Consider the following 18,506-nt stretch of genomic DNA (forward strand, 5'->3'; position numbering starts at 1 on the left):
GTCATGTCAGTTTCACAAAATACAGATCAAAAACAGAATTCAGGGTTTCACCCGGTATATATGGCCGAGCTTTTGTTTAAAGAACGTCCTGTATTTCGTGAGGAAAAATTAATGGAAGTGATGCGGCGAATGACAGGGAATGCCCGCGTGCTTAAGAAACGTTTAAAAGATGGAGCTGCCGTCCCTGTTGGAACTTCACCTTCGTCAAGCGTAGCTTCTGAGACAGAAGAGCAGGAACCTCTGGTCATTATGCATACAGAGTTCATGGTACCATTTGAGGATGGCACGGTTCCTGCACAGACTTGTATTTTACCGGTCCATGAAATTACAGACAAAAAACGATTTAAAGGTTCATTAGAGCAGTCATGGCACTGGAAAGAAGCTACGGGGGTTATTGGCGATTGCAAATATCAGCTTCGAATTCATGACTTGTTTACAGCAGCATTGCCTCACAAAGAACGGTTACAGCTTTTTCAGCAGGCACTCAGTGCTGTGCTTGAGGTTGTACCATGTGACGCTCTTTACTTTTATGGAAGTGACAAGATCGTTGAACCTGCAGCCTATACAAAGGCTCTGCAAGATGGGGATCACCTGTACGGTGCGATGAATGTTCGTTTGTATCAAGCGGGAGGAACGGAGGCTCGCCGAGAACTTGTGATGGATACGGTGGGGCTTTCTTCGCTTGGTGTTCCGGATTTTCAGTGTCACTTCTCGGGTCTCGATCCCGACCAAGTTGCACAAACATTGTTTGGTGCAGCTTATTATCTGTTTGATCAAGGGGATGTCATTCTCGACGGTCAGCTACTGGGTACAGCGGATTCGCAGCGCTGGCGCTGTGAACATCAGGAATCGATTGTATCGCCTAGAAGGTATGTTATTGATCTCGATCCAGGTTCTCCCTATTACGCTGGTCAAATCGAGCCGTAAGTGATTTTGAATAAATAATTCTCCGTAAGTGTGTCAAGTCAAGCTCTTCCTGCTTATAATGCGTTAACAAGTGATGGGCATTCGCCCGGATAGCAGGAGGAAAGAACATGATGGAATGGAGTGTGGCTGTTGCGGCGGGAGCGTTTGTTATCCTCTCCGCCTTCATGATTGCGGTGCTTATGAATTTGCGAAGACTCATTAAGCAGTTACAAGGCACCATCCTTCAGATGGAAGAACGAACGCGTCTGCTGACTGTGGATGCAGTCCAGTTGCTTCAAAGAACGGATCATACGGTGCTCATGATGCAGGAGCATATCCGTAAGACAGCTTCTTTCGTGGAATCAATGGAAGCGGCGGGAACGGTGATCAGATCGACGACGCAGCAGGTTGATCATATCAGCTCTGCGATCTCCCATTCTGTTATGCAGCATGTACAGCATGCTCATGAAGAGAATCAGCAGCGCATGAGTCCATTATTTCGTTCTCTTGATGCCGGGCTGACCTTATGGTCGACCTGGCAGCGTTTCTCCAAAGCGTCCGGTGAATCCGACCCAAGTGAGAAGGAGTGAGCTTGACATGAATGACAAAAACAAAGGTTTGCTATGGGGAACATTAATTGGAAGTATTGCAGGTTCGATTACTGCGTTGCTCTTCGCGCCTAAAGCGGGAACAGAACTGCGTCAAGATATTACAGATGGCGCAAAGCTGGTTACAGAGAAAAGTCAAGATTTAGCGACTAAGATCACGGATCAAAGCTCCCAGCTTTCGGCTAAAGTAGTGGAAAAGACGGAAGGAATCATTCAAGAATTCCGTTCCATTGGTAAAACAAAACCGGTGTTCCTTACGGTGTCATCCATCAGCAGCTCTGAAGAAGAGGCGAAAGTAGAGGAAGCTATACTTGCCGAGATTAAAAAGATTAATGAGAGAAATAATTTATAATTAAGGATTCATAAGAATCTATGAGTCAGCTGCTTAGCTGATTAAAGGTCTGCGACTTCTTCCGCTGTTTTATTACAGCAGGTGAAGTCAGGCCTTTTTGTATTGTGGAGTTGTTGAAGGCTTGTGTGAAATGGAGTAAGATGTAGGTACCTTTTTGTCTGAAAAAACATAGAGTAAAGGTGAAAAGAAGGAAATTTTTGAAGAAGGAAGCGGTGTGTTCGTGCAACAAGCTATTGCTATTTTAGACTCTGGTGTTGGAGGATTGACCGTTGCCAAAGAAGTTATGCGTCAACTTCCTCGGGAAAAAGTAATCTATTTTGGAGACACTGCCCGTACACCATACGGACCCCGTTCGTCCGAAGAAGTAATACATTTTACAGAACAGATTGTTGATTTTTTAATTCAGTTTGACCCAAAAGTTATTGTGATTGCATGTAATACAGCTACGGCTGCTGCGCTTGAGCATATTAAGAAAAAAGTAGATATTCCGGTTATTGGTGTCATTCATCCCGGGGCTCGTGCAGCAATTAGCGCTACAAAGACCGCGAACATTGGTGTAATTGGCACGGTAGGTACCATTAACAGCGGGGCTTACACCGAAGCATTGAAACAGTTATCTCCTTATGTTCATGTGGAAAGCCTAGCTTGCCCTGCACTCGTTCCACTCGTGGAACAAGGGGATTTTCGTTCGGAACATGCAAAAAATACGGTAGAAAATTCACTCTCACGAATGAAGGAATTCCCAATAGATACACTCATTCTGGGATGTACACATTATCCATTTTTGACGGATTGTATCAAAGAAGTTATGGGGCCAAGCGTGAAGTTGATTAGCTCAGCAGATGAAACTGCGAGAGAAACCAGCACCATTTTATATGATAAACGCAAGCTTGCTACGATAGAGGATACGCCGGTTCACCAGTTTTTCTGCAGCGGAGATCCGGAGATGTTCCAAAGTATAGCCCGTTCTTGGCTAGGGGAACAGATTAAGAATACGCCTGTTGTATGGCAAGTATCTAAAATGCTGTAACCTTAACTTCATTCCATTCGTATAAAAAGCAACCTCTAGTCTGATATTCATACGGACTTAGGTTGCTTTTTTGTGGTCGTGAGTTCTGATATAGATGATTTTCACGGTGGACAATGTCATTTGCATATACTGCGGTAACATACGTTTTCGTTTTCTCATAGGAGGGATAAGGATGGAACGGTATGGATATCTAGAACTGTTAAATGACCTGGATGAAATATGCTCGGGCGATCCTGGGATAAGATACGGTGTAATCGGTAAAAGCGTGATGGGGAAGGATATCCCCTATATTGCCATCGGAAGGGGGAAGGTCCATCTTCATGTCAATGCAGGGATGCATGCAAATGAGTGGCTGAATGTTCCGTGTCTGATGTTTTTTGTTAAAAACTATATCAAGGCATTGAATGAAAAAGTGACATTTCATGGTCATCCGCCGGAACTTTGGTTTGAAGAAATTACATTGTGGGTACTACCTATGTTAAACCCAGATGGGATTGAGCTCGTACTCAGTGGACCTGTGGAAGATCACCCTTGGAAGAAGGAATTACTGGAGTTAAATGCGGGAGACACAGATTTTTCAAATTGGAAAGCCAATATTCGCGGTGTAGATTTAAATGACCAATTTCCTGCGTTCTGGCAGGAGGAGGCAAGTCGACGAGAGAAAAACGGGCCGGGCCCGAGAGATTTTGGGGGAGAGAGTCCTTTGTCCGAACCTGAATCTATTGCTTTGGCAAACTGGACGAAAGAAAGAAAATTTGATGCTGTCATTGCTCTTCATAGCCAGGGTCAAGAAGTATACTGGAATTATCGTAATGCGGAACCTGCATATAGTGAGAATTGGGCTGTACAACTGGCTGATGCTGCCGGGTACAAAGCGGTGAAACTTTGCGGAAGTGACGCAGGATATAAAGACTGGTTTATTCTTGAGTTTAGAAGACCGGGATTTACGGTCGAAACAGGACTTGGTGTGAATCCGCTGCCCGTATCGCAGTACGATACGATTGCTCAGGAAGTGGAGCGGATCATGGTGACCGCAATGATGCTGGTGAGTGCAAAACAAAACGGTGAATAGGATGAAGAAGGTGCAGGAGGGAAATGATACATGCCCTCCGTATGCCTTCATTATGGTATGATAATCATATTCTGAACTTAGGAAGGAGTACATGACAATGAAATGGAGAAGGTTATTTTCATTAAAAAGATGGTCACATATTATTAGACGTTTACCTGCATTGCTCACTTCTTCTAAGGTGTCGATGTTTGATAAAATGTTATTTCTTGTTCCTGCTCTTTTATACTGGATTCTACCAGATGTGCTACCGTTCATGCCCATTGATGATATCGGGGTGACGATGCTGCTGATGAACTGGTTTGTGACAAGAGCGGAGCAAAAATATTCAATTAATGCTTCTAGTGATCTAAGTAATCGGTAAAAATGAGAGGTTATTCCTTGCGATTTAAGCTGTTCTTGATTAAAATATAATGTATTGTCAATGGACAGGCTTATAATCTTCACAATAAATGCCTGAAGCACTGATCACTATTTATAGATTCTAGGAGATGAATATACATGAAAGTAAAGATCACTCGTAACGCAGCGAAAGTATTGAAGCGCGAACTGGACTTGCCTGAGAATGAAGGGAAATTGGTACGCGTTCTGATTACGCTGGATCATGGCGATCACGTGCATTATGGTATTGATTTTGATACACAAAAAGAAAATGATGAATTGGTTTCCACAGATAAAGAAATTGATGTTTTGCTTGAAAAAGGAAAACCAATGCTTGAAAATATTAAAGTGGACTACCTTTACTTTCCAAGAGAAGGTTTTGTAATTACAGACCCTTCACAAGGGAACAATATTAATCATTAAGCCTTTGGTGAAAGAAGAAGGGGAATAAATGGCTAACGATATTAGAGTATGTGAAAAATGTAAGCATATCAAACTAAAAAGTATGGTTTCTAAACTTCAGAAGATGGCTCCTGATGCTGAAATTAAGATCGGATGTAAATCTTACTGTGGCCCATGCGGTAAACGTGCCTTTGTATATATCAATGGACGATATATCAGTGCGCCTACAGAAGATGAAGTACTTGCGAAAGCAGCTCCGTTTATAAAAAAATAAAGACCACTGTATAACCTCCCTAATTTCAAACCATGCTAACGATGTAGCAGGATTTTGAGAGAAGGAGAGTGGTTTTCGAAATGAAGCACGATCATTCCAGTTTGCAATCTTCCACTTTGGTTGCGCAGGCTTCGAGTTCCGTTAAGAAACTGCACCATGCAGTAACTGCGGCGGTATCTCAGCCTACAGAAGAGCTCGTACAGCAGGCACAGAATCGATTGGTTCGTACTGAGAATGCTGTCAGAGCTGCTGAGCAGCAAACCACATATAGCGGTGTAGAATTTGCACAGGAGATTCTCTCAGAAGAGAAAGAACGTCTTTCATCCCTGAATGTGAGCAAAAAGTAAATATTCAGTGAGCAACGGCTTTATCACCCTGCACACCCAAAAAACCTGTCCGCACGAAAGTGCGAACAGGTTTTTTTGTGTGTAAAATAATCACTCTTTAGAACGTAGCTTATGAATTAAATTGTGTGTAATAAGCCGGTCGGAAATGGCTAATTCGAATATGCTTTTTTCGTAAGATGGTTTGCAGGCATGAATATCGGTTTGTTCACCTGCGGGCATTTCATAACAAGATCCATTTTCGAACAAATGGTCTTCCGAAGGAATATATACAAGATCACTGTTAGCGAAAGCGCCAGTACGAAGTACAGTCATCCGCTTGGAGGTACTCAGTAAATCCGATCCCATAAGGTAATTCTCTTCGGTAGAGATTCCGAGAAGGTGCAGAACAGTAGGAGTTATATCGATTTGTCCGGCAGGTTCAAGATAAACCCCTGCATTGTTTCCATCCGGGAGATGCATGAGCAAGGGAACCTGGTTCATGATTTGATGCATCTCGAGATCGCTGATTGATCTGCCGAGAAACGTTTCATAATCTGCTTTTTCCTTAATGGAACTGTCATGGTCTCCATAGACGAGAAGCAGGGTATCTTCCCATAGTCCTTCTTTTTTTAATTGTTCCACAAGTTCTCCGAGCGCTGCATCTGCATAATGAATGGATTGTAAGTAATCACCCATCATTGTTCCATCGAGAGAGCCGGTATTTAGTTCTTGTAAAGAAGCAGGCATGACATAAGGATGGTGACTGGTGAGTGTAATCATAAAAGAATAGAACGGAGCGGGATTTTCCCCTTGTTCTTCCGTTATATAATTGACAGATTGTTTGAAAAAGGATTTGTCACCAAGCGACCAGCCTACGGCTTCGTCCATAATATAGTTATTTCGGTTTAAGAATTCATCATACTTCATGTTTTTATATATCGTATACCGGTTCCAAAAACTGCTCTCATATGCATGGAAAGCGGCTGTATGGTATCCTTCGCTGCCCAGGATCGATGAGAGAGAGTCATATTCGTGATCCGGATACCTAACAAAAACAGAACCTGTAGGGAGAGGATGCAGCGATATATTCGTCAGAAAATCGGCATCTGAAGTTCTTCCTTGGCCGGTTTGATGATAGAAGTTTTCGAAGTAAAGGCTATCCTTCATTAAATTGTTAAAGTGAGGCGTAATTTCTTCTCCGCCGATTTCTTTGCCAATCACAAAGTTCATAAAAGCTTCCACTTGAACAATGATTACATTTTTTCCTTTATATTTCCCAAAAGTCTCAGCCCGGATGGCTTTTCTTGCTTCTTCTTGTTTTTCAGAAAAATAAGCGATGGTTTCTTCCAGTTCTTCATTAGAGACCGATGCCTGACTATTCATACGTTCTTTGTTGTAGCGATAAACATCATAACCATGAAAAGCGAGCAGACCCGTGACATTATAAAGACTCATATTCCACCAGTTTCCTTCAAAAAGTCCTGCAGCCCAAGTTTTGCTGGAATGATGAATAGGACCGACTGTGAGTATGATACCAAGAACGAAAGCGAGTACTCCGCTTACGAGTCTGTTTCGCAAAGAAGCTTGCTTATCTGCTTTTTGTTTTTGTACAGAATGGAGAGAACTGCGGTTTCTCCTGCTTCTTCGATATAAATGTATTACATAAAGCAGCCCAAATATAGCTAACAAGATAAGATCTATAAAGAACCATAGATCACTACTGTAAATTAGAGAACGAATACTATCTCCGAGTGAACCGACTTGTCCTGTCTGAAGCAATACCGGAACGGTAATAAAATCGCCAAAATAACGATAATAGACAAGATCTGCAAAGATGATTCCCGTTAGAAGGAGATTTAATAACGATAAAGCGATGATCCGGATTCGAATGGGCAGCCACAATACCCAAAATGAAACGATGAGCAAGGAACCAGCAGCGATAATATAATCAAGCCGGCTCATATCTATATTTCTTGCGTTCAGTTCATCATGGAAATATCCGAGTTTTAGAATCATGATGATCAGAAATAGAAGATAAGGAAGATAACTTTTGAGCCAGGTGAACTTCTTGTGATTTGAGACAAGTATGGGGTTTGAGATGTTAGGCAATATGTACCCTCCAAGTGAGTTTTTTTCATATTGAGATATAGATTTTCCTGTCTTATTATATCGCCTTAAGCCAGAGTAATAAACGTCAAGGTTTGCAAAAGAAAAGATATAGCCGCGTAATAACAATTTACTAAGGGGAAAATAAAAAAAGAGGGGTAAACAATACGTTTACTCCCTCTTTGTGTATTACGACCGATCTGGTCTTGGTGGCAATGGTCCCAAAAATTGATAAAACTGAGTTTCAATCCGACCATTGTACAATTTTCTGCGTTTGTCCGCTTTTTGATTGAAATGTTTTTCGAATGATGTAGTGGAGGTAATGGCAAAGAAAGACCATGTTGGTACTTCTGCAGCAACTCTCCCTAAGGAGTAGATCAGTCTTTCAATTTCCGTTTGCTCTCCAATCCGTTCCCCGTAAGGTGGGTTTGTAATCAGACAGCCATAATCGCCTTTTAGGCGTACACGGGAAACAGGAAGAACATCAAGTTTAATCTCCTTCGCAAAACCGGCGCTTCTGACGGCAGCTTCTGCGACTTCAATCGCTTGCGGGTCAATATCACTACCTGCGATTTGCAGTGGTACATCGTCTTTCACGAGATCAAAGGCTTCTTCCCGTGCTTGGTCCCACACTTCAGTAGGAATAATCGGCCAATGCTCAGCACTAAAGGAGCGGCGCAGACCAGGGGCAATGTTCCAACCAATCATTGCAGCTTCAACCAGCAGGGTTCCAGAACCGCAGAACGGGTCATAAAACGGGCGATGCGGGCCCCATCTGCTCAGTTGAATAAGAGCGGCTGCCAGTGTTTCTTTCAGTGGAGCCTCGGTTACGAGTTTACGGTAACCACGTTTATGAAGGCCAGTTCCGCTAGTATCGAGCGTCAGCATAGCTATATCATTAAGCAAATGGACCTCAATGACCAGACGGGGGCCATCTTCCGGAAACCATTCCGTATGATGAGTCTGCTTTAGTTTTTCTACAATGGCTTTTTTGACAATCCCTTGGCAAGCGGGAACACTGGATAATTGCGATTTGTGGGAACGTCCTTGGACTGGGAATTCACCATCCGCAGGAATCCAGTCTTGCCAAGGTAGAGCTTTTGTTCCTTCAAATAGTTCATCAAACGTAGTAGCTTTGAATTCACCCATTTTAATGAGGATTCGGTCAGCACTACGTAGCCAAAGATTACATCTGGCAATATCAATAAAATCACCGGAGAACATTACCCGCCCATTCTGGGTGGTTACGTCGGTATAGCCGAGAAGTTTCAATTCTCTTGAAACGACGGCTTCTGTCCCCATTGGGGTCGTTGCAATTAATTGCAAAGGTTGCATAAAGAAACGTCAACTCCATCTTGGTCATCACTGCTGCTTATAAAGAAGCGGCAGGATTACCATTCTTATATTTTCTTATATTTGAGTGTGTTCTTGCCTGATTGAATCAGGACCAGTACAATGATATACGCACCTTTCGTCTTTCGTCTAGGGTAGACAAAAACAAGGGTATATAAAACAAACATTTATTATAGAACAATTATGTCCATAAGGAAAGTAGAATGAAGGAGGAATTGAGTGAAGTGAATATTCATCCAGACGATTATGTAAATGATTTATATAAGGAAGATCCGCTCTTGGCTGAAGTGATCCAGACGATTAAGGAAAAGGGGATGCCAGAGGTGTCCGTTGCCCCTGCCTATGGCCGATTACTAACGTTTCTCGTACAAACATCGGGAGCCAAAAAAGTGCTTGAAATCGGGGCCCTGGGCGGTTACAGTGGCATCTGTTTATCCCGAGGAATGTCTGAAGAAGGAAGACTCACCTCCCTGGAACTTAAGGAAGAATATGCGGCACTTGCACATGCCCATCTGACAAAGGCAGGGTACGGGGAGAAAGTGGAATATAAGATTGGACCTGCGGCCGACAGTCTGGAGGAACTCAAAAAAGAAGGCAAGAAATTTGATTTCTTTTTTATTGATGCAGATAAAGAGAATTATCCGGTATATCTTGAATATGCAATACAGCTGGCAAACCCGGGAGCTATTATTGCGGGGGATAATTGTTTCTTGCGCGGCAGAACGCTGAATACAGAGAAAAACGGGCCTTCCGTTCAAGCGGTTCGTAAATTTAATGAAAGCATCGCTACTGATGAACGCCTAATTAGTACCATGCTTCCCGCTTATGATGGACTTGCGCTGGCAATCGTGAAATAAGTCATCTTTCTTTATAAGTTCTCACAAAGTTAAAAGGCAGCACTCCCGCTATTACATGAGCCGGGGGTGCTGCCTTTTATACGTCTGCTTTTTCATAATATAGTTTGAATACCAGGTCCTGATTGTAGTTACCGAACCCTGTTCCAAATAATGTGGCTCCTCCGATATGTTCCGCATCTTCTTCCACGGCAATTCGAAACGTCCACTGCTTAGAACGGATGTCCACATCCTCTAGTGTAATATCTGAGATTTTATGTCCATCGATAAAGGTACCTTCCTTGTTTACACGAAGCACTTTATAAAGTCCATATTGGTTAATCTCATCCCACCACCATTCGGGTGTGAATTTGCCGCGCGATCCGCCAAAATCTCCAGGGCTCGTCCAAATACCAAGTCGTATTCCATTGAAGAAGAAAGAAATATCGGAAGGCCAATTATCATTAGCCGAAGGAGCTTCGGAAGAAATTTCAAAAGAAATTTCAAGTTCCGTAGGTTCTTCGCTTTTTAGGATAAAATTCGCAGTTCGATACTCTACATAACCTTTTGTAAACCATAGAATTTTCGCGTTTACTCTCTCCGCATCCAAAAAATATCTGGGTTCGTCAAACATACCGATTACTTTTGTGGTTGTTGCAAGGCCGCAGGTTGGCTCAACAACGAAATCACTATAATGACCGATTGAAACAATGTATTCGTGGAACCTTCGGCGTGTTCTTTCTTTTTGAGGGAAGACGATCTCAATCCCTTCGGTAGTTAGCTTACACATTTTCTTCGTTCCGTTCTGACCGGACACAAGGCTGGATGTGATAATTCCTGCTTTTTCTAGTTTTTTAACATGCATCGTCATGATTGCACTGCTTAAATTTAAAGCTTGGGCTAGTTCTTTTACGTTCATATCTTGATGTGACAGTAGTTCAATCATTCGCAGTCTGACATCACTTGCAAGTGCCTCATACACAGGGAGATATAATTCATTTGTACTAATGATCATGAAAGTGAAGTCTCCTTCGGTCAATTGGTTGTTTCAGTATATTTTTGGAATAGATGGATTAATTATATTATAAATAGTCCTAGGATACTATGCTAAGGTTTCTATGATATGTGATCATATGTATCCTTATGTCATACGCTAAGTAGATTCAAAAAAAGTAACAAGGACTTTCTTATCAAGCTTCACTTACCGGCTTGAAGAAAGTCCTTGTTATGAATTTGTTCAATTAGATCGATATAAATCAATGTTATTAGCGTGACTCAATAGACTTTCGTGAATAAAGTTTTGTCCGTACCCAAACCACATTAATGAGAAGAAGTACACCAGAGATAATAAAGAGACCTTCAATCCCAATAAAACCGGATAAGAATCCTCCGACTACAGCGCCAATCATGTTTCCTAAAGCCAGTGTACTGCTGTTAAATCCAAAGGCACGGCTTTCCATTCCGTCGGGGGTATACTTTCGAATCAGAGAGTTGACGCTTGGAAGCAGTCCTCCCATAAATACACCCATGAGGAATCGGATCGCGACAAGCTGCCATACACTATTTACGAAAGCTTGAGGAATCAGTGTTAAGGCAGCTCCAATCAGCGCGAAAGTCAAAATACGATGAGACCCAACCTTATCACTCAGTTTACCGAGTAGTGGAGAAGTGATCATATTTGAAATTCCGGCTACTGCACTAACTACTCCGGCAAAAAAGGCGAGGTTTTCTGCTGTACCATGGAGCTTATGTACATATAGCGGTAAGAGTGACATCGGGCTTACCATTGCAAACTGCAGAAGAAATGTAACTGCAAATAGCGCAGGTAATTGAGGTGCTTTTGTCAGCTCACGTAAACCTTCCATAACCGATTGCTGGGGCAGATGTGAAGCTTCTTCCCGATCGAATTTTTCTCTAACCAAAAAGAGTGCCAGCATGGACGCAATAAATATAAGTGAACCTGTAATGTAAAAGATAGGTCTGAATCCTACGAGATCGGCTAGAATTCCGCCAATGAGAGGGCCAAGGATTGTACCTGCTACTTGTCCAGATTGAACAGTTCCCATTGCAAAGCCCATTTGTTTCTTCGGTGTCGTTCCAGAAATGAGTGCTACAGCGGCGGGATTAAAGCCGGATATTGTACCGTTTAATAAGCGAAGGAACAACAGATGCCAAGGACTGGTAGCTAGTCCCATAAGGGCGATTACAATCGCCATTCCAAATCCGGAACGAAGCAACATGATTTTTCTGCCATATTTATCTGCGAGTTTTCCCCACAGAGGCTGAAAGATAAATGATGTCAAAAAGTTAGCGGCAAAAATAAAACCTGCCCACAGTCCGATTTCTCGTTCTCCCGTTACACCAAGGTCTTGGGCCAGATAAAGGGACAGAAACGGAGTTACCATTGTCATGCCTGCATTTACGAGAAACTGTCCGAACCAGAGCACAATGAGATTAACTTTCCATGATTTCAAGGCGCCAGTTCACTTCCTTTCTGCCGTTTCTTAAGTTGAGTGTTTCCATTACTTCAGTATAACACACTGAATTTTTGTTAACGGTTAAGCAGTTTAATGATAGAAATTCTTTACAACATCTTCAGATGTCTTTCATGTTAGGCAGAAAAGCTTCATCTAATTGTCAAGGGATGTTCGTTTTCCTATCCTTGTTACCTGTTCATAAAAAGGGCATAATAAAATAAAGACTTGAGAATAGGGGAGGCCCCAAAATGGCATACAATAATACGTTTATAGAAGCCAGCTTCAAAAGACAAGTAGATCGGTTGCCTGTATGGTACATGAGACAAGCAGGGCGCTATGACCCTGAATATCGGAAGATAAAAGAAAAATACACACTTTTGGAGATTTGTAAACAGCCGGAACTTGCAGCTGAGGTGACGATGTTACCCGTACGCAAGCTAGGTGTGGATGCAGCTATTCTTTATTCCGACATTATGAATCCGGTAGCTTCTCTTGGTATTGACTTTGACATCGTTAAAGATGTTGGGCCTGTCATCGATAATCCAATTCGCTCAGCGGCTGATATAGATCGTCTTAAGCCCATTGATGTCGATAAGGATCTATCTCACATCATGGAGACCATTCAAATATTAAATAACGAACTTCAAGTTCCGCTCATTACTTTTGCAGGGGCTCCTTTTACAATTGCAAGCTATTTAATTGAAGGTCGCCCGTCGAAGAATTACATACGGACGAAAGAGATGATGTATAGTGAGCCAGCTCTGTGGTTTACATTAATGGACAAACTTGGAGATATGGTAATTACTTATGTTCGTCATCAGATTGAAAATGGAGGAAAAGCTTTTCAGGTGTTTGACAGCTGGGTAGGAGCTCTTGCCCCACAAGACTTCAAATACTATGTACTGCCTACCATTACTCGTATTTTTGATGAACTGTCGGATCTAAAAGTACCTAAAATATACTTCCCAGGCGTGAGTTCAGGTGAACTGCTACCTACGCTGCATGATATTAAAGCTGATATTATTGGACTTGACTGGAGAGTCTCTATTACGGAAGGTCGCTTACGACTCGGTGAGAAGTTTGCCGTACAAGGTAATCTGGATCCTTACGTGCTGACTGCTCCAATGGACACCATTAAGCAATATGCCAAAGATATTATTGATCAAGGCATTCAGTCACCTGGCTATATATTCAATCTGGGGCATGGTCTATTCCCAGAGGCTTCGATAGAAAAACTGAAAGAACTTACGGATTATGTTCATGAATATTCAGAGCAAGCCATTCGTGCACAGAAGTCAACCGTTTCTTAAATAAGACTTAACAAGGGTGGGACAAAATAATGAATCAAATCGGTGTACTCGTCATGTCGTATGGCACTCCTCAAAGTATGGAGGATATTGAAGCATATTATACACATATCAGACGCGGGAATAAGCCATCAGAAGAGCAACTCGCTGAACTTACCGAGCGATATGAAGCGATCGTTGGCGGAGTTTTTCCGCTTCGCGAGAATACGAACAAGCAGGTGGAATCGTTAGAGCAAACTTTGAAACAGGATGCTAGAACAGCAGGTAAGGAGTACCGATGTTATCAAGGTTTGAAGCATGCGAGCCCATTTATTGAAGACGGAGTAGATGCGATGGCGGCGGATGGCATCAAAAAAGCAATTGGTATCGTACTCGCTCCTCATTACTCTACGATGAGTGTTGGATCTTACATTAAGAGAGCCGAAGCAAAAGCAGAGGAACATGGGATAGAGATGAGCTTTATTGAATCCTATCATTTACATCCTAAGCTCATAGAGGCACTTACCAAGCGAGTGAGCACGAAGCTGAACGATTTTGAAGAGGCGGGAGCGATCCGTAAAGACGTTCGGGTATTGTTTAGTGCTCATAGTCTGCCAGCAAAAATCGTAGAGATGGGTGACCCTTATCCAGAACAACTGCTTGAGACTTCCAAGGTTGTAGCGAAACAAGCCGGGGTAGATCGTTGGCAGTTCACTTGGCAAAGTGCAGGTAGAACAGCCTCGCCGTGGCTTGGACCGGATATACTTGATACACTGCAGGAGCTTAGCAAAGAAGAGGTTGAGGATGTACTAGTAGCACCTATTGGTTTTGTATCGGATCATTTGGAAGTATTGTATGATCTGGATATTGAAGCAAAAGCAGTAGCTAAAGAACTCGATATGCGTCTTATGCGCATTGATTCGCTGAATAGTGACCCGCTATACATGGAAGCACTCAGTGATGTCATCATTAGACGAGCTGATGAAAAATGGAACGCTTAATAAGTAGTAACCTTTTATAAGGTGTCATTTACCATAATTCTTATTTAAATAACCGCAAGCGGCTCTTTGATACGAGCACAGCTTTGCGGTTATTTTGTTTGCCTGCCTATAACTCTCTTTGCCACTATGAATTCACACCAAAAATCCTTTAAATGGTATAATAGATTCGTTTGATAGACTCGTAAGGTTACTTTGCTAGTCAATTACAAGAAAAAGGAGATTTTATGCTACCCTCAAGAACAAATAGAAGTAAAGTGGCGAAAAGAAAAAAACAACGTAAAAGAACCCAGCGATGGATAACCATAAATATGGTATTGGTTCTACTTGTTGCAGGTGTTTTTATTGCGATTAGAACTGGAGACATGTCGCGGACCTTAAGTGATAATCAGGATCAAGCAGCTAATCAGGTAAATGGTCCTGACTTATCAAATTCCGATTCGGAGAGCAACGAGAAACCTGCTGATGATACGGAACAAGATCTAGCCGATAAGGAAGAAGATATAGATGATAAGCAGCAGGCCATAGAAGAACAAGCTCCAGATCCAGATCCGATCTTAGAAGAGGGACAAAAGCTGGAATCTCAGTCTGAATCACAAATAGAGCAAAGCTTGAAAAACGAATCTGATGAGAAAATCAATGATGAATCGAATAAATCAGAATCAGCGAAAGAACCAGTGAAGGAAGAAGTAGCAGAAGAAGAGAAATTAGTAAATACGTCTGCTAAAGAGTCAATTACTATGCACTTTGCAGGGGATGTTCAATTCTCAGGTAAAGTAGAGGATTTATTATTGAAGAAAGGGTTCGACTATCCATATCAACACTTGGGCTCCTTGTTTACAGATGACGATCTTACATTTGTTAACTTGGAGACTCCTGTTACTACAGGTGGAGTAGCGGCACAAAATAAAAGCTTCGTATATAAATCATCCCCGAAAGCTCTCAAATCACTAGCTGCTGCGGGTGTGGATGTGGTAAACCTGGCCAACAATCATATATTGGACCAAGGAGTAAAGGGTCTTACGGATACACTTACGCATCTGAACAACAATAAACTTAGCTATGTGGGTGCTGGTCTGAATCGAAAGGAAGCCTATAGCCCTGTTTATTACGAAAAAAATGGGATCAAAATTGCTTTACTAGGTTTTACTAGAGTTATGCCTGAGGCCAGTTGGCGGGCAGAAGCAGGAAAACCTGGTGTCGCAGACGCATACAATAGTACGGAAGCGGTAAAAGCCATAAAGCAAGCTAATAAAAAAGCGGATTTAGTGATTGTGATGGCTCATTGGGGAAAAGAGCGGCAGACCACTCCTGATGAGAACCAAAAAAACCTGGGCTATGAATTTATTGATGCAGGCGCAGATCTTGTCATTGGCGGTCATCCCCATGTACTTCAAGGTTTGGAATCCTATAAAGGGAAATGGATCGCCTATAGCACGGGTAATTTCATTTTTTCAAGATCAGCTACTGCGGAAACTTGGAAAACAGCCATATTTGAGGCGACATGCCAAAAAGACGGGAATTGCGGTATCAAATTATTACCTTATCATGCAGAGCTGGGGCAACCTGTTCCGATGAACAAGAAAGAGGGCACAGCACTGTTGCGTGAGGTTCAAAGCAGGTCATTCGGAGCTGAAATAAGTGAGGATGGGACGGTCTCATCCATAAAATAAGTCGTTCCTGCAAAGAGGGTGAGGTTAGATGGATAATCCATGCGTAGCACATCGCGGGTATTCTTCACTTGCTCCCGAGAATACAATAGCTGCGTTTAAACTGGCTATGGAGCAAGAGCAGGTTTCTTGGATTGAGCTTGATGTGCAGCTCTCTAGTGATGGAGTTCCTGTGGTAATCCATGATTTTCGGCTGGAACGAACAACGAACGGCAGTGGAAATGTAAGAGATCATACACTGGCAGAACTAAAAAAACTGGATGCCGGAAGCTGGAAATCAAAGAAGTATGCGGGGGAACGTATCCCTACACTGACGGAAGTGCTTGAACTTACCAAGGGGAAAGTGAAGCTTAATATTGAGCTGAAAACGGTCGGTAACATGTATCCGGATTTGGCGGCTTCTGTTGTTGGAAAACTGTACGGCGTATGGAAACCTCGTGATTATGTCATTACCTCTTTTGAGACGAAGGCATTACGACAGGTAAAACGAATCCATCCGGAAATTCCCACAGGGCTGATTATTAATGCATCTCCTGCAGATCTTGCAAGGCAGCTCGAAGAACTAGGATGTCATTTTCTATCCATTGGATATCCTTATGTCACCAAGTCGCTAATAAAGGAGATGAATAGTAAAAATATTAGAGTCATGGCATGGACGATTGATTCATCACGTATCATGCGTAATATTGCGGCGCTTGACCCAAGTATTATGCTGTGCACGAATCGACCTGAATTGTGGAACAAGGCGAATTCCAGGAAGTTATCGAAATTATTCAAACCTAATTCATTCAAGTAGACATGACAAGAGGAGAGAAGAGATATGCACAAAACAATTCGAAATGTATATTGTGTGGGGCGAAATTACCGGCTTCATGCGGAAGAACTAGGGAATGCAGTTCCGGAAGAACCTATGATTTTCATGAAACCATCTCATGCACTTGTAATGATGAATGGACAGACTCTTGCACTACCTGAAGGACGCGGAGAAATCCATTATGAAGCAGAACTTGTCATCAAAATTGGAAAAGAGGTTTGTCCTGGAGAGGTTATAAATCAAGTAGTGGAATCCTACGCTTTCGGCATTGATTTTACCCTGCGAGATGTACAGTCTAAGCTAAAAAGCAAGGGGCATCCATGGACAGCAGCGAAAGGGTTCCTTGGTTCTGCTCCCATTAGTGAGTTTATGCCTTTTGAAGGAATAGATACGCTCATAGAATCCGATTTTACGCTGAATAAGAATGATGAGGAAGTGCAGCGGGGCAATATTCAGGACATGATCTTTAGTCTTCAGGACATCGTAGATTATGTAGCCCTGCATTATGGACTTGGTGAGGGAGACATTATATTTACAGGAACGCCTGCAGGTGTTGGACCAGTCAAGTCTGGCGATATGCTAAAACTAAGCTTTGCCGGTGAAGATATAGGCAGTATTACTATCAAATAACCTGATGAATGATAAAGGAACTAAATAAGGACACGCTTTTGCGACTATCCTGATTCAGATAGTTGTGATTGCGTGTTTTTTAATATTGTCTGATCCAATAGCTGGACTGACTCGGCATGGATCCGCGTGTTATACTATTGAAATATAAAATAGATGTACAGGAGAACTGACTCTTATGGATTGGATATTGGGCACTTTATTTGCACTCCTCGTGGCTGGTGCTGCCTATAGGAAGAAATCATTGACAGGATCGGGTTTTGCTGCAGCTGTTGTGATGGGTGCAGTATACTATGGAGCAGGCAATTTATTCTGGTTCGGTACATTGCTGCTATTTTTTATTACTTCGACCCTGCTCTCGAAATATAAGAAACGTGAGAAGCGTGAATTAGAAAAATCCTATGCTAAGACGGGAAACCGGGATGCTACTCAAGTATTTGCAAATGGCGGACTAGGGATGATATTAGTCATTCTATATGCTCTTTTTCCACATCCCGTGTGGATGTATGTTTTCATTGGGATCATGGCAACTGTTACAGCAGATACGTGGGCTACTGAAATTGGAAGTCTTAGCCGTAGAACACCGAGATCAGTCACTACACTGCAACCCGTAGCTCCTGGGGCTTCTGGGGGTGTGACATTGACGGGTAATATGGCATCCATGTCAGGGGCGCTTCTTATTGGTGTGGGGGCCTATCTTTTCTTACAAGTAACAGGGCAGGAGATGTCAACTTCCTTATTAGAATTTGCACTAATTGGGCTTATCTCTGGGTTCGCTGGGGCTTATCTTGATTCCCTTTTAGGAGCGATGGCCCAGCGAATGTATAGCTGCTCTATATGCGGTAAAGAAGTGGAAGTGCATGAGCACTGCGGCGTTAGAACGATAAAAAGTCGTGGTTTAGGCTGGATGAGCAATGACCTTGTGAATTTACTAAGTTCCTTGTTCGGCGGAGCTCTGGCAGGTATTCTGGGATACTTTATATTTTAAATAACT

The 18,506-nt window shown here is 42.5% G+C and carries 20 protein-coding genes; 16 read left to right on the forward strand and 4 right to left on the reverse strand.

Annotation, left to right across the window (positions count from 1 at the left end; all coding sequences use genetic code 11):
• Nucleotides 1-3 precede the first annotated feature (3 nt).
• From H9647_RS03070 to H9647_RS03110, 9 genes are all read left to right on the forward strand, one after another.
• A complete protein-coding gene (locus H9647_RS03070) occupies nucleotides 4-927 on the forward strand; it encodes a DUF4261 domain-containing protein (RefSeq protein ID WP_191798041.1) in 924 nt (307 codons plus the stop codon).
• Between the two features lie 107 nt (nucleotides 928-1,034).
• On the forward strand, nucleotides 1,035-1,496 hold the full coding sequence (locus tag H9647_RS03075) for a DUF948 domain-containing protein (RefSeq protein ID WP_191798043.1): 462 nt from the start codon (nucleotides 1,035-1,037) through the stop codon (nucleotides 1,494-1,496).
• Between the two features lie 7 nt (nucleotides 1,497-1,503).
• Complete coding sequence (locus H9647_RS03080) at nucleotides 1,504-1,866, forward strand: YtxH domain-containing protein (RefSeq protein WP_191798044.1); 363 nt, start codon at nucleotides 1,504-1,506, stop codon at nucleotides 1,864-1,866.
• Nucleotides 1,867-2,086: 220 nt separating this feature from the next.
• Nucleotides 2,087-2,896: a glutamate racemase gene (racE, locus tag H9647_RS03085; protein ID WP_318245259.1), complete on the forward strand. Its 810-nt coding sequence runs from the start codon at nucleotides 2,087-2,089 to the stop codon at nucleotides 2,894-2,896.
• A 172-nt stretch (nucleotides 2,897-3,068) separates the two neighbouring features.
• Nucleotides 3,069-3,968 (forward strand): M14 family metallopeptidase, encoded by a 900-nt coding sequence (locus H9647_RS03090; protein WP_191798047.1) that lies wholly within the window; start codon nucleotides 3,069-3,071, stop codon nucleotides 3,966-3,968.
• Between the two features lie 97 nt (nucleotides 3,969-4,065).
• Complete coding sequence (locus H9647_RS03095) at nucleotides 4,066-4,329, forward strand: hypothetical protein (RefSeq protein WP_191798048.1); 264 nt, start codon at nucleotides 4,066-4,068, stop codon at nucleotides 4,327-4,329.
• Between the two features lie 137 nt (nucleotides 4,330-4,466).
• Nucleotides 4,467-4,769: an iron-sulfur cluster assembly accessory protein gene (locus tag H9647_RS03100; RefSeq protein ID WP_160032985.1), complete on the forward strand. Its 303-nt coding sequence runs from the start codon at nucleotides 4,467-4,469 to the stop codon at nucleotides 4,767-4,769.
• 28 nt (nucleotides 4,770-4,797) lie between these two features.
• Entirely contained in the window at nucleotides 4,798-5,022 is a 225-nt protein-coding gene (locus tag H9647_RS03105) for a DUF1450 domain-containing protein (protein ID WP_191798050.1), read from the forward strand.
• Nucleotides 5,023-5,102: 80 nt separating this feature from the next.
• Entirely contained in the window at nucleotides 5,103-5,369 is a 267-nt protein-coding gene (locus tag H9647_RS03110) for a hypothetical protein (protein ID WP_160032987.1), read from the forward strand.
• Nucleotides 5,370-5,459: 90 nt separating this feature from the next.
• Here H9647_RS03110 and H9647_RS03115 read toward each other — a convergent pair whose 3' ends face one another.
• Nucleotides 5,460-7,457 carry an LTA synthase family protein gene (locus tag H9647_RS03115; protein WP_191798052.1) on the reverse strand — a complete coding sequence of 666 codons (1,998 nt, stop codon included), beginning with the start codon at nucleotides 7,455-7,457 and terminating at the stop codon, nucleotides 5,460-5,462.
• 186 nt (nucleotides 7,458-7,643) lie between these two features.
• The gene (locus H9647_RS03120; protein WP_191798054.1) at nucleotides 7,644-8,789 is read right to left on the reverse strand and encodes a THUMP domain-containing class I SAM-dependent RNA methyltransferase; all 1,146 of its coding nucleotides are present in this window, start codon (nucleotides 8,787-8,789) and stop codon (nucleotides 7,644-7,646) included.
• Between the two features lie 221 nt (nucleotides 8,790-9,010).
• Between H9647_RS03120 and H9647_RS03125 the strand changes: the two genes are divergently transcribed.
• On the forward strand, nucleotides 9,011-9,664 hold the full coding sequence (locus tag H9647_RS03125) for an O-methyltransferase (protein WP_191798057.1): 654 nt from the start codon (nucleotides 9,011-9,013) through the stop codon (nucleotides 9,662-9,664).
• Nucleotides 9,665-9,740: 76 nt separating this feature from the next.
• Here the strand turns inward: H9647_RS03125 and H9647_RS03130 are convergent, their stop codons facing one another.
• Complete coding sequence (locus tag H9647_RS03130; RefSeq protein ID WP_191798059.1) at nucleotides 9,741-10,655, reverse strand: ArsR/SmtB family transcription factor; 915 nt, start codon at nucleotides 10,653-10,655, stop codon at nucleotides 9,741-9,743.
• A gap of 250 nt (nucleotides 10,656-10,905) precedes the next feature.
• Nucleotides 10,906-12,114 (reverse strand): MFS transporter, encoded by a 1,209-nt coding sequence (locus H9647_RS03135; RefSeq protein WP_191798061.1) that lies wholly within the window; start codon nucleotides 12,112-12,114, stop codon nucleotides 10,906-10,908.
• Between the two features lie 251 nt (nucleotides 12,115-12,365).
• Between H9647_RS03135 and hemE the strand changes: the two genes are divergently transcribed.
• From hemE to H9647_RS03165, 6 genes are all read left to right on the forward strand, one after another.
• Nucleotides 12,366-13,427, forward strand: coding sequence for a uroporphyrinogen decarboxylase (hemE, locus tag H9647_RS03140; protein ID WP_191798063.1), 1,062 nt, complete (start codon nucleotides 12,366-12,368; stop codon nucleotides 13,425-13,427).
• A 29-nt stretch (nucleotides 13,428-13,456) separates the two neighbouring features.
• Complete coding sequence (gene hemH / locus H9647_RS03145) at nucleotides 13,457-14,404, forward strand: ferrochelatase (protein ID WP_225229014.1); 948 nt, start codon at nucleotides 13,457-13,459, stop codon at nucleotides 14,402-14,404.
• 224 nt (nucleotides 14,405-14,628) lie between these two features.
• Complete coding sequence (locus H9647_RS03150; protein WP_191798065.1) at nucleotides 14,629-16,074, forward strand: CapA family protein; 1,446 nt, start codon at nucleotides 14,629-14,631, stop codon at nucleotides 16,072-16,074.
• 28 nt (nucleotides 16,075-16,102) lie between these two features.
• Nucleotides 16,103-16,867: a glycerophosphodiester phosphodiesterase gene (locus H9647_RS03155; RefSeq protein ID WP_191798067.1), complete on the forward strand. Its 765-nt coding sequence runs from the start codon at nucleotides 16,103-16,105 to the stop codon at nucleotides 16,865-16,867.
• A gap of 24 nt (nucleotides 16,868-16,891) precedes the next feature.
• Nucleotides 16,892-17,515 (forward strand): fumarylacetoacetate hydrolase family protein, encoded by a 624-nt coding sequence (locus H9647_RS03160; protein ID WP_191798069.1) that lies wholly within the window; start codon nucleotides 16,892-16,894, stop codon nucleotides 17,513-17,515.
• 175 nt (nucleotides 17,516-17,690) lie between these two features.
• On the forward strand, nucleotides 17,691-18,500 hold the full coding sequence (locus H9647_RS03165) for a DUF92 domain-containing protein (protein ID WP_191798073.1): 810 nt from the start codon (nucleotides 17,691-17,693) through the stop codon (nucleotides 18,498-18,500).
• Nucleotides 18,501-18,506: the final 6 nt, after the last annotated feature.

This window comes from Paenibacillus gallinarum, assembly GCF_014836635.1.
Lineage (GTDB): Bacteria > Bacillota > Bacilli > Paenibacillales > Paenibacillaceae > Paenibacillus > Paenibacillus gallinarum.

Coding starts and splice junctions, on each gene's coding strand:
- H9647_RS03070 (WP_191798041.1), top strand. CDS start 4: ATGTCAGTTTCACAAAATACAGATCAAAAACAGAATTCAGGGTTTCAC.
- H9647_RS03075 (WP_191798043.1), top strand. CDS start 1,035: ATGATGGAATGGAGTGTGGCTGTTGCGGCGGGAGCGTTTGTTATCCTC.
- H9647_RS03080 (WP_191798044.1), top strand. CDS start 1,504: ATGAATGACAAAAACAAAGGTTTGCTATGGGGAACATTAATTGGAAGT.
- H9647_RS03090 (WP_191798047.1), top strand. CDS start 3,069: ATGGAACGGTATGGATATCTAGAACTGTTAAATGACCTGGATGAAATA.
- H9647_RS03095 (WP_191798048.1), top strand. CDS start 4,066: ATGAAATGGAGAAGGTTATTTTCATTAAAAAGATGGTCACATATTATT.
- H9647_RS03100 (WP_160032985.1), top strand. CDS start 4,467: ATGAAAGTAAAGATCACTCGTAACGCAGCGAAAGTATTGAAGCGCGAA.
- H9647_RS03105 (WP_191798050.1), top strand. CDS start 4,798: ATGGCTAACGATATTAGAGTATGTGAAAAATGTAAGCATATCAAACTA.
- H9647_RS03110 (WP_160032987.1), top strand. CDS start 5,103: ATGAAGCACGATCATTCCAGTTTGCAATCTTCCACTTTGGTTGCGCAG.
- H9647_RS03120 (WP_191798054.1), bottom strand. CDS start 8,789: ATGCAACCTTTGCAATTAATTGCAACGACCCCAATGGGGACAGAAGCC.
- H9647_RS03125 (WP_191798057.1), top strand. CDS start 9,011: ATGAAGGAGGAATTGAGTGAAGTGAATATTCATCCAGACGATTATGTA.
- H9647_RS03130 (WP_191798059.1), bottom strand. CDS start 10,655: ATGATCATTAGTACAAATGAATTATATCTCCCTGTGTATGAGGCACTT.
- hemE (WP_191798063.1), top strand. CDS start 12,366: ATGGCATACAATAATACGTTTATAGAAGCCAGCTTCAAAAGACAAGTA.
- hemH (WP_225229014.1), top strand. CDS start 13,457: ATGAATCAAATCGGTGTACTCGTCATGTCGTATGGCACTCCTCAAAGT.
- H9647_RS03150 (WP_191798065.1), top strand. CDS start 14,629: ATGCTACCCTCAAGAACAAATAGAAGTAAAGTGGCGAAAAGAAAAAAA.
- H9647_RS03155 (WP_191798067.1), top strand. CDS start 16,103: ATGGATAATCCATGCGTAGCACATCGCGGGTATTCTTCACTTGCTCCC.
- H9647_RS03160 (WP_191798069.1), top strand. CDS start 16,892: ATGCACAAAACAATTCGAAATGTATATTGTGTGGGGCGAAATTACCGG.
- H9647_RS03165 (WP_191798073.1), top strand. CDS start 17,691: ATGGATTGGATATTGGGCACTTTATTTGCACTCCTCGTGGCTGGTGCT.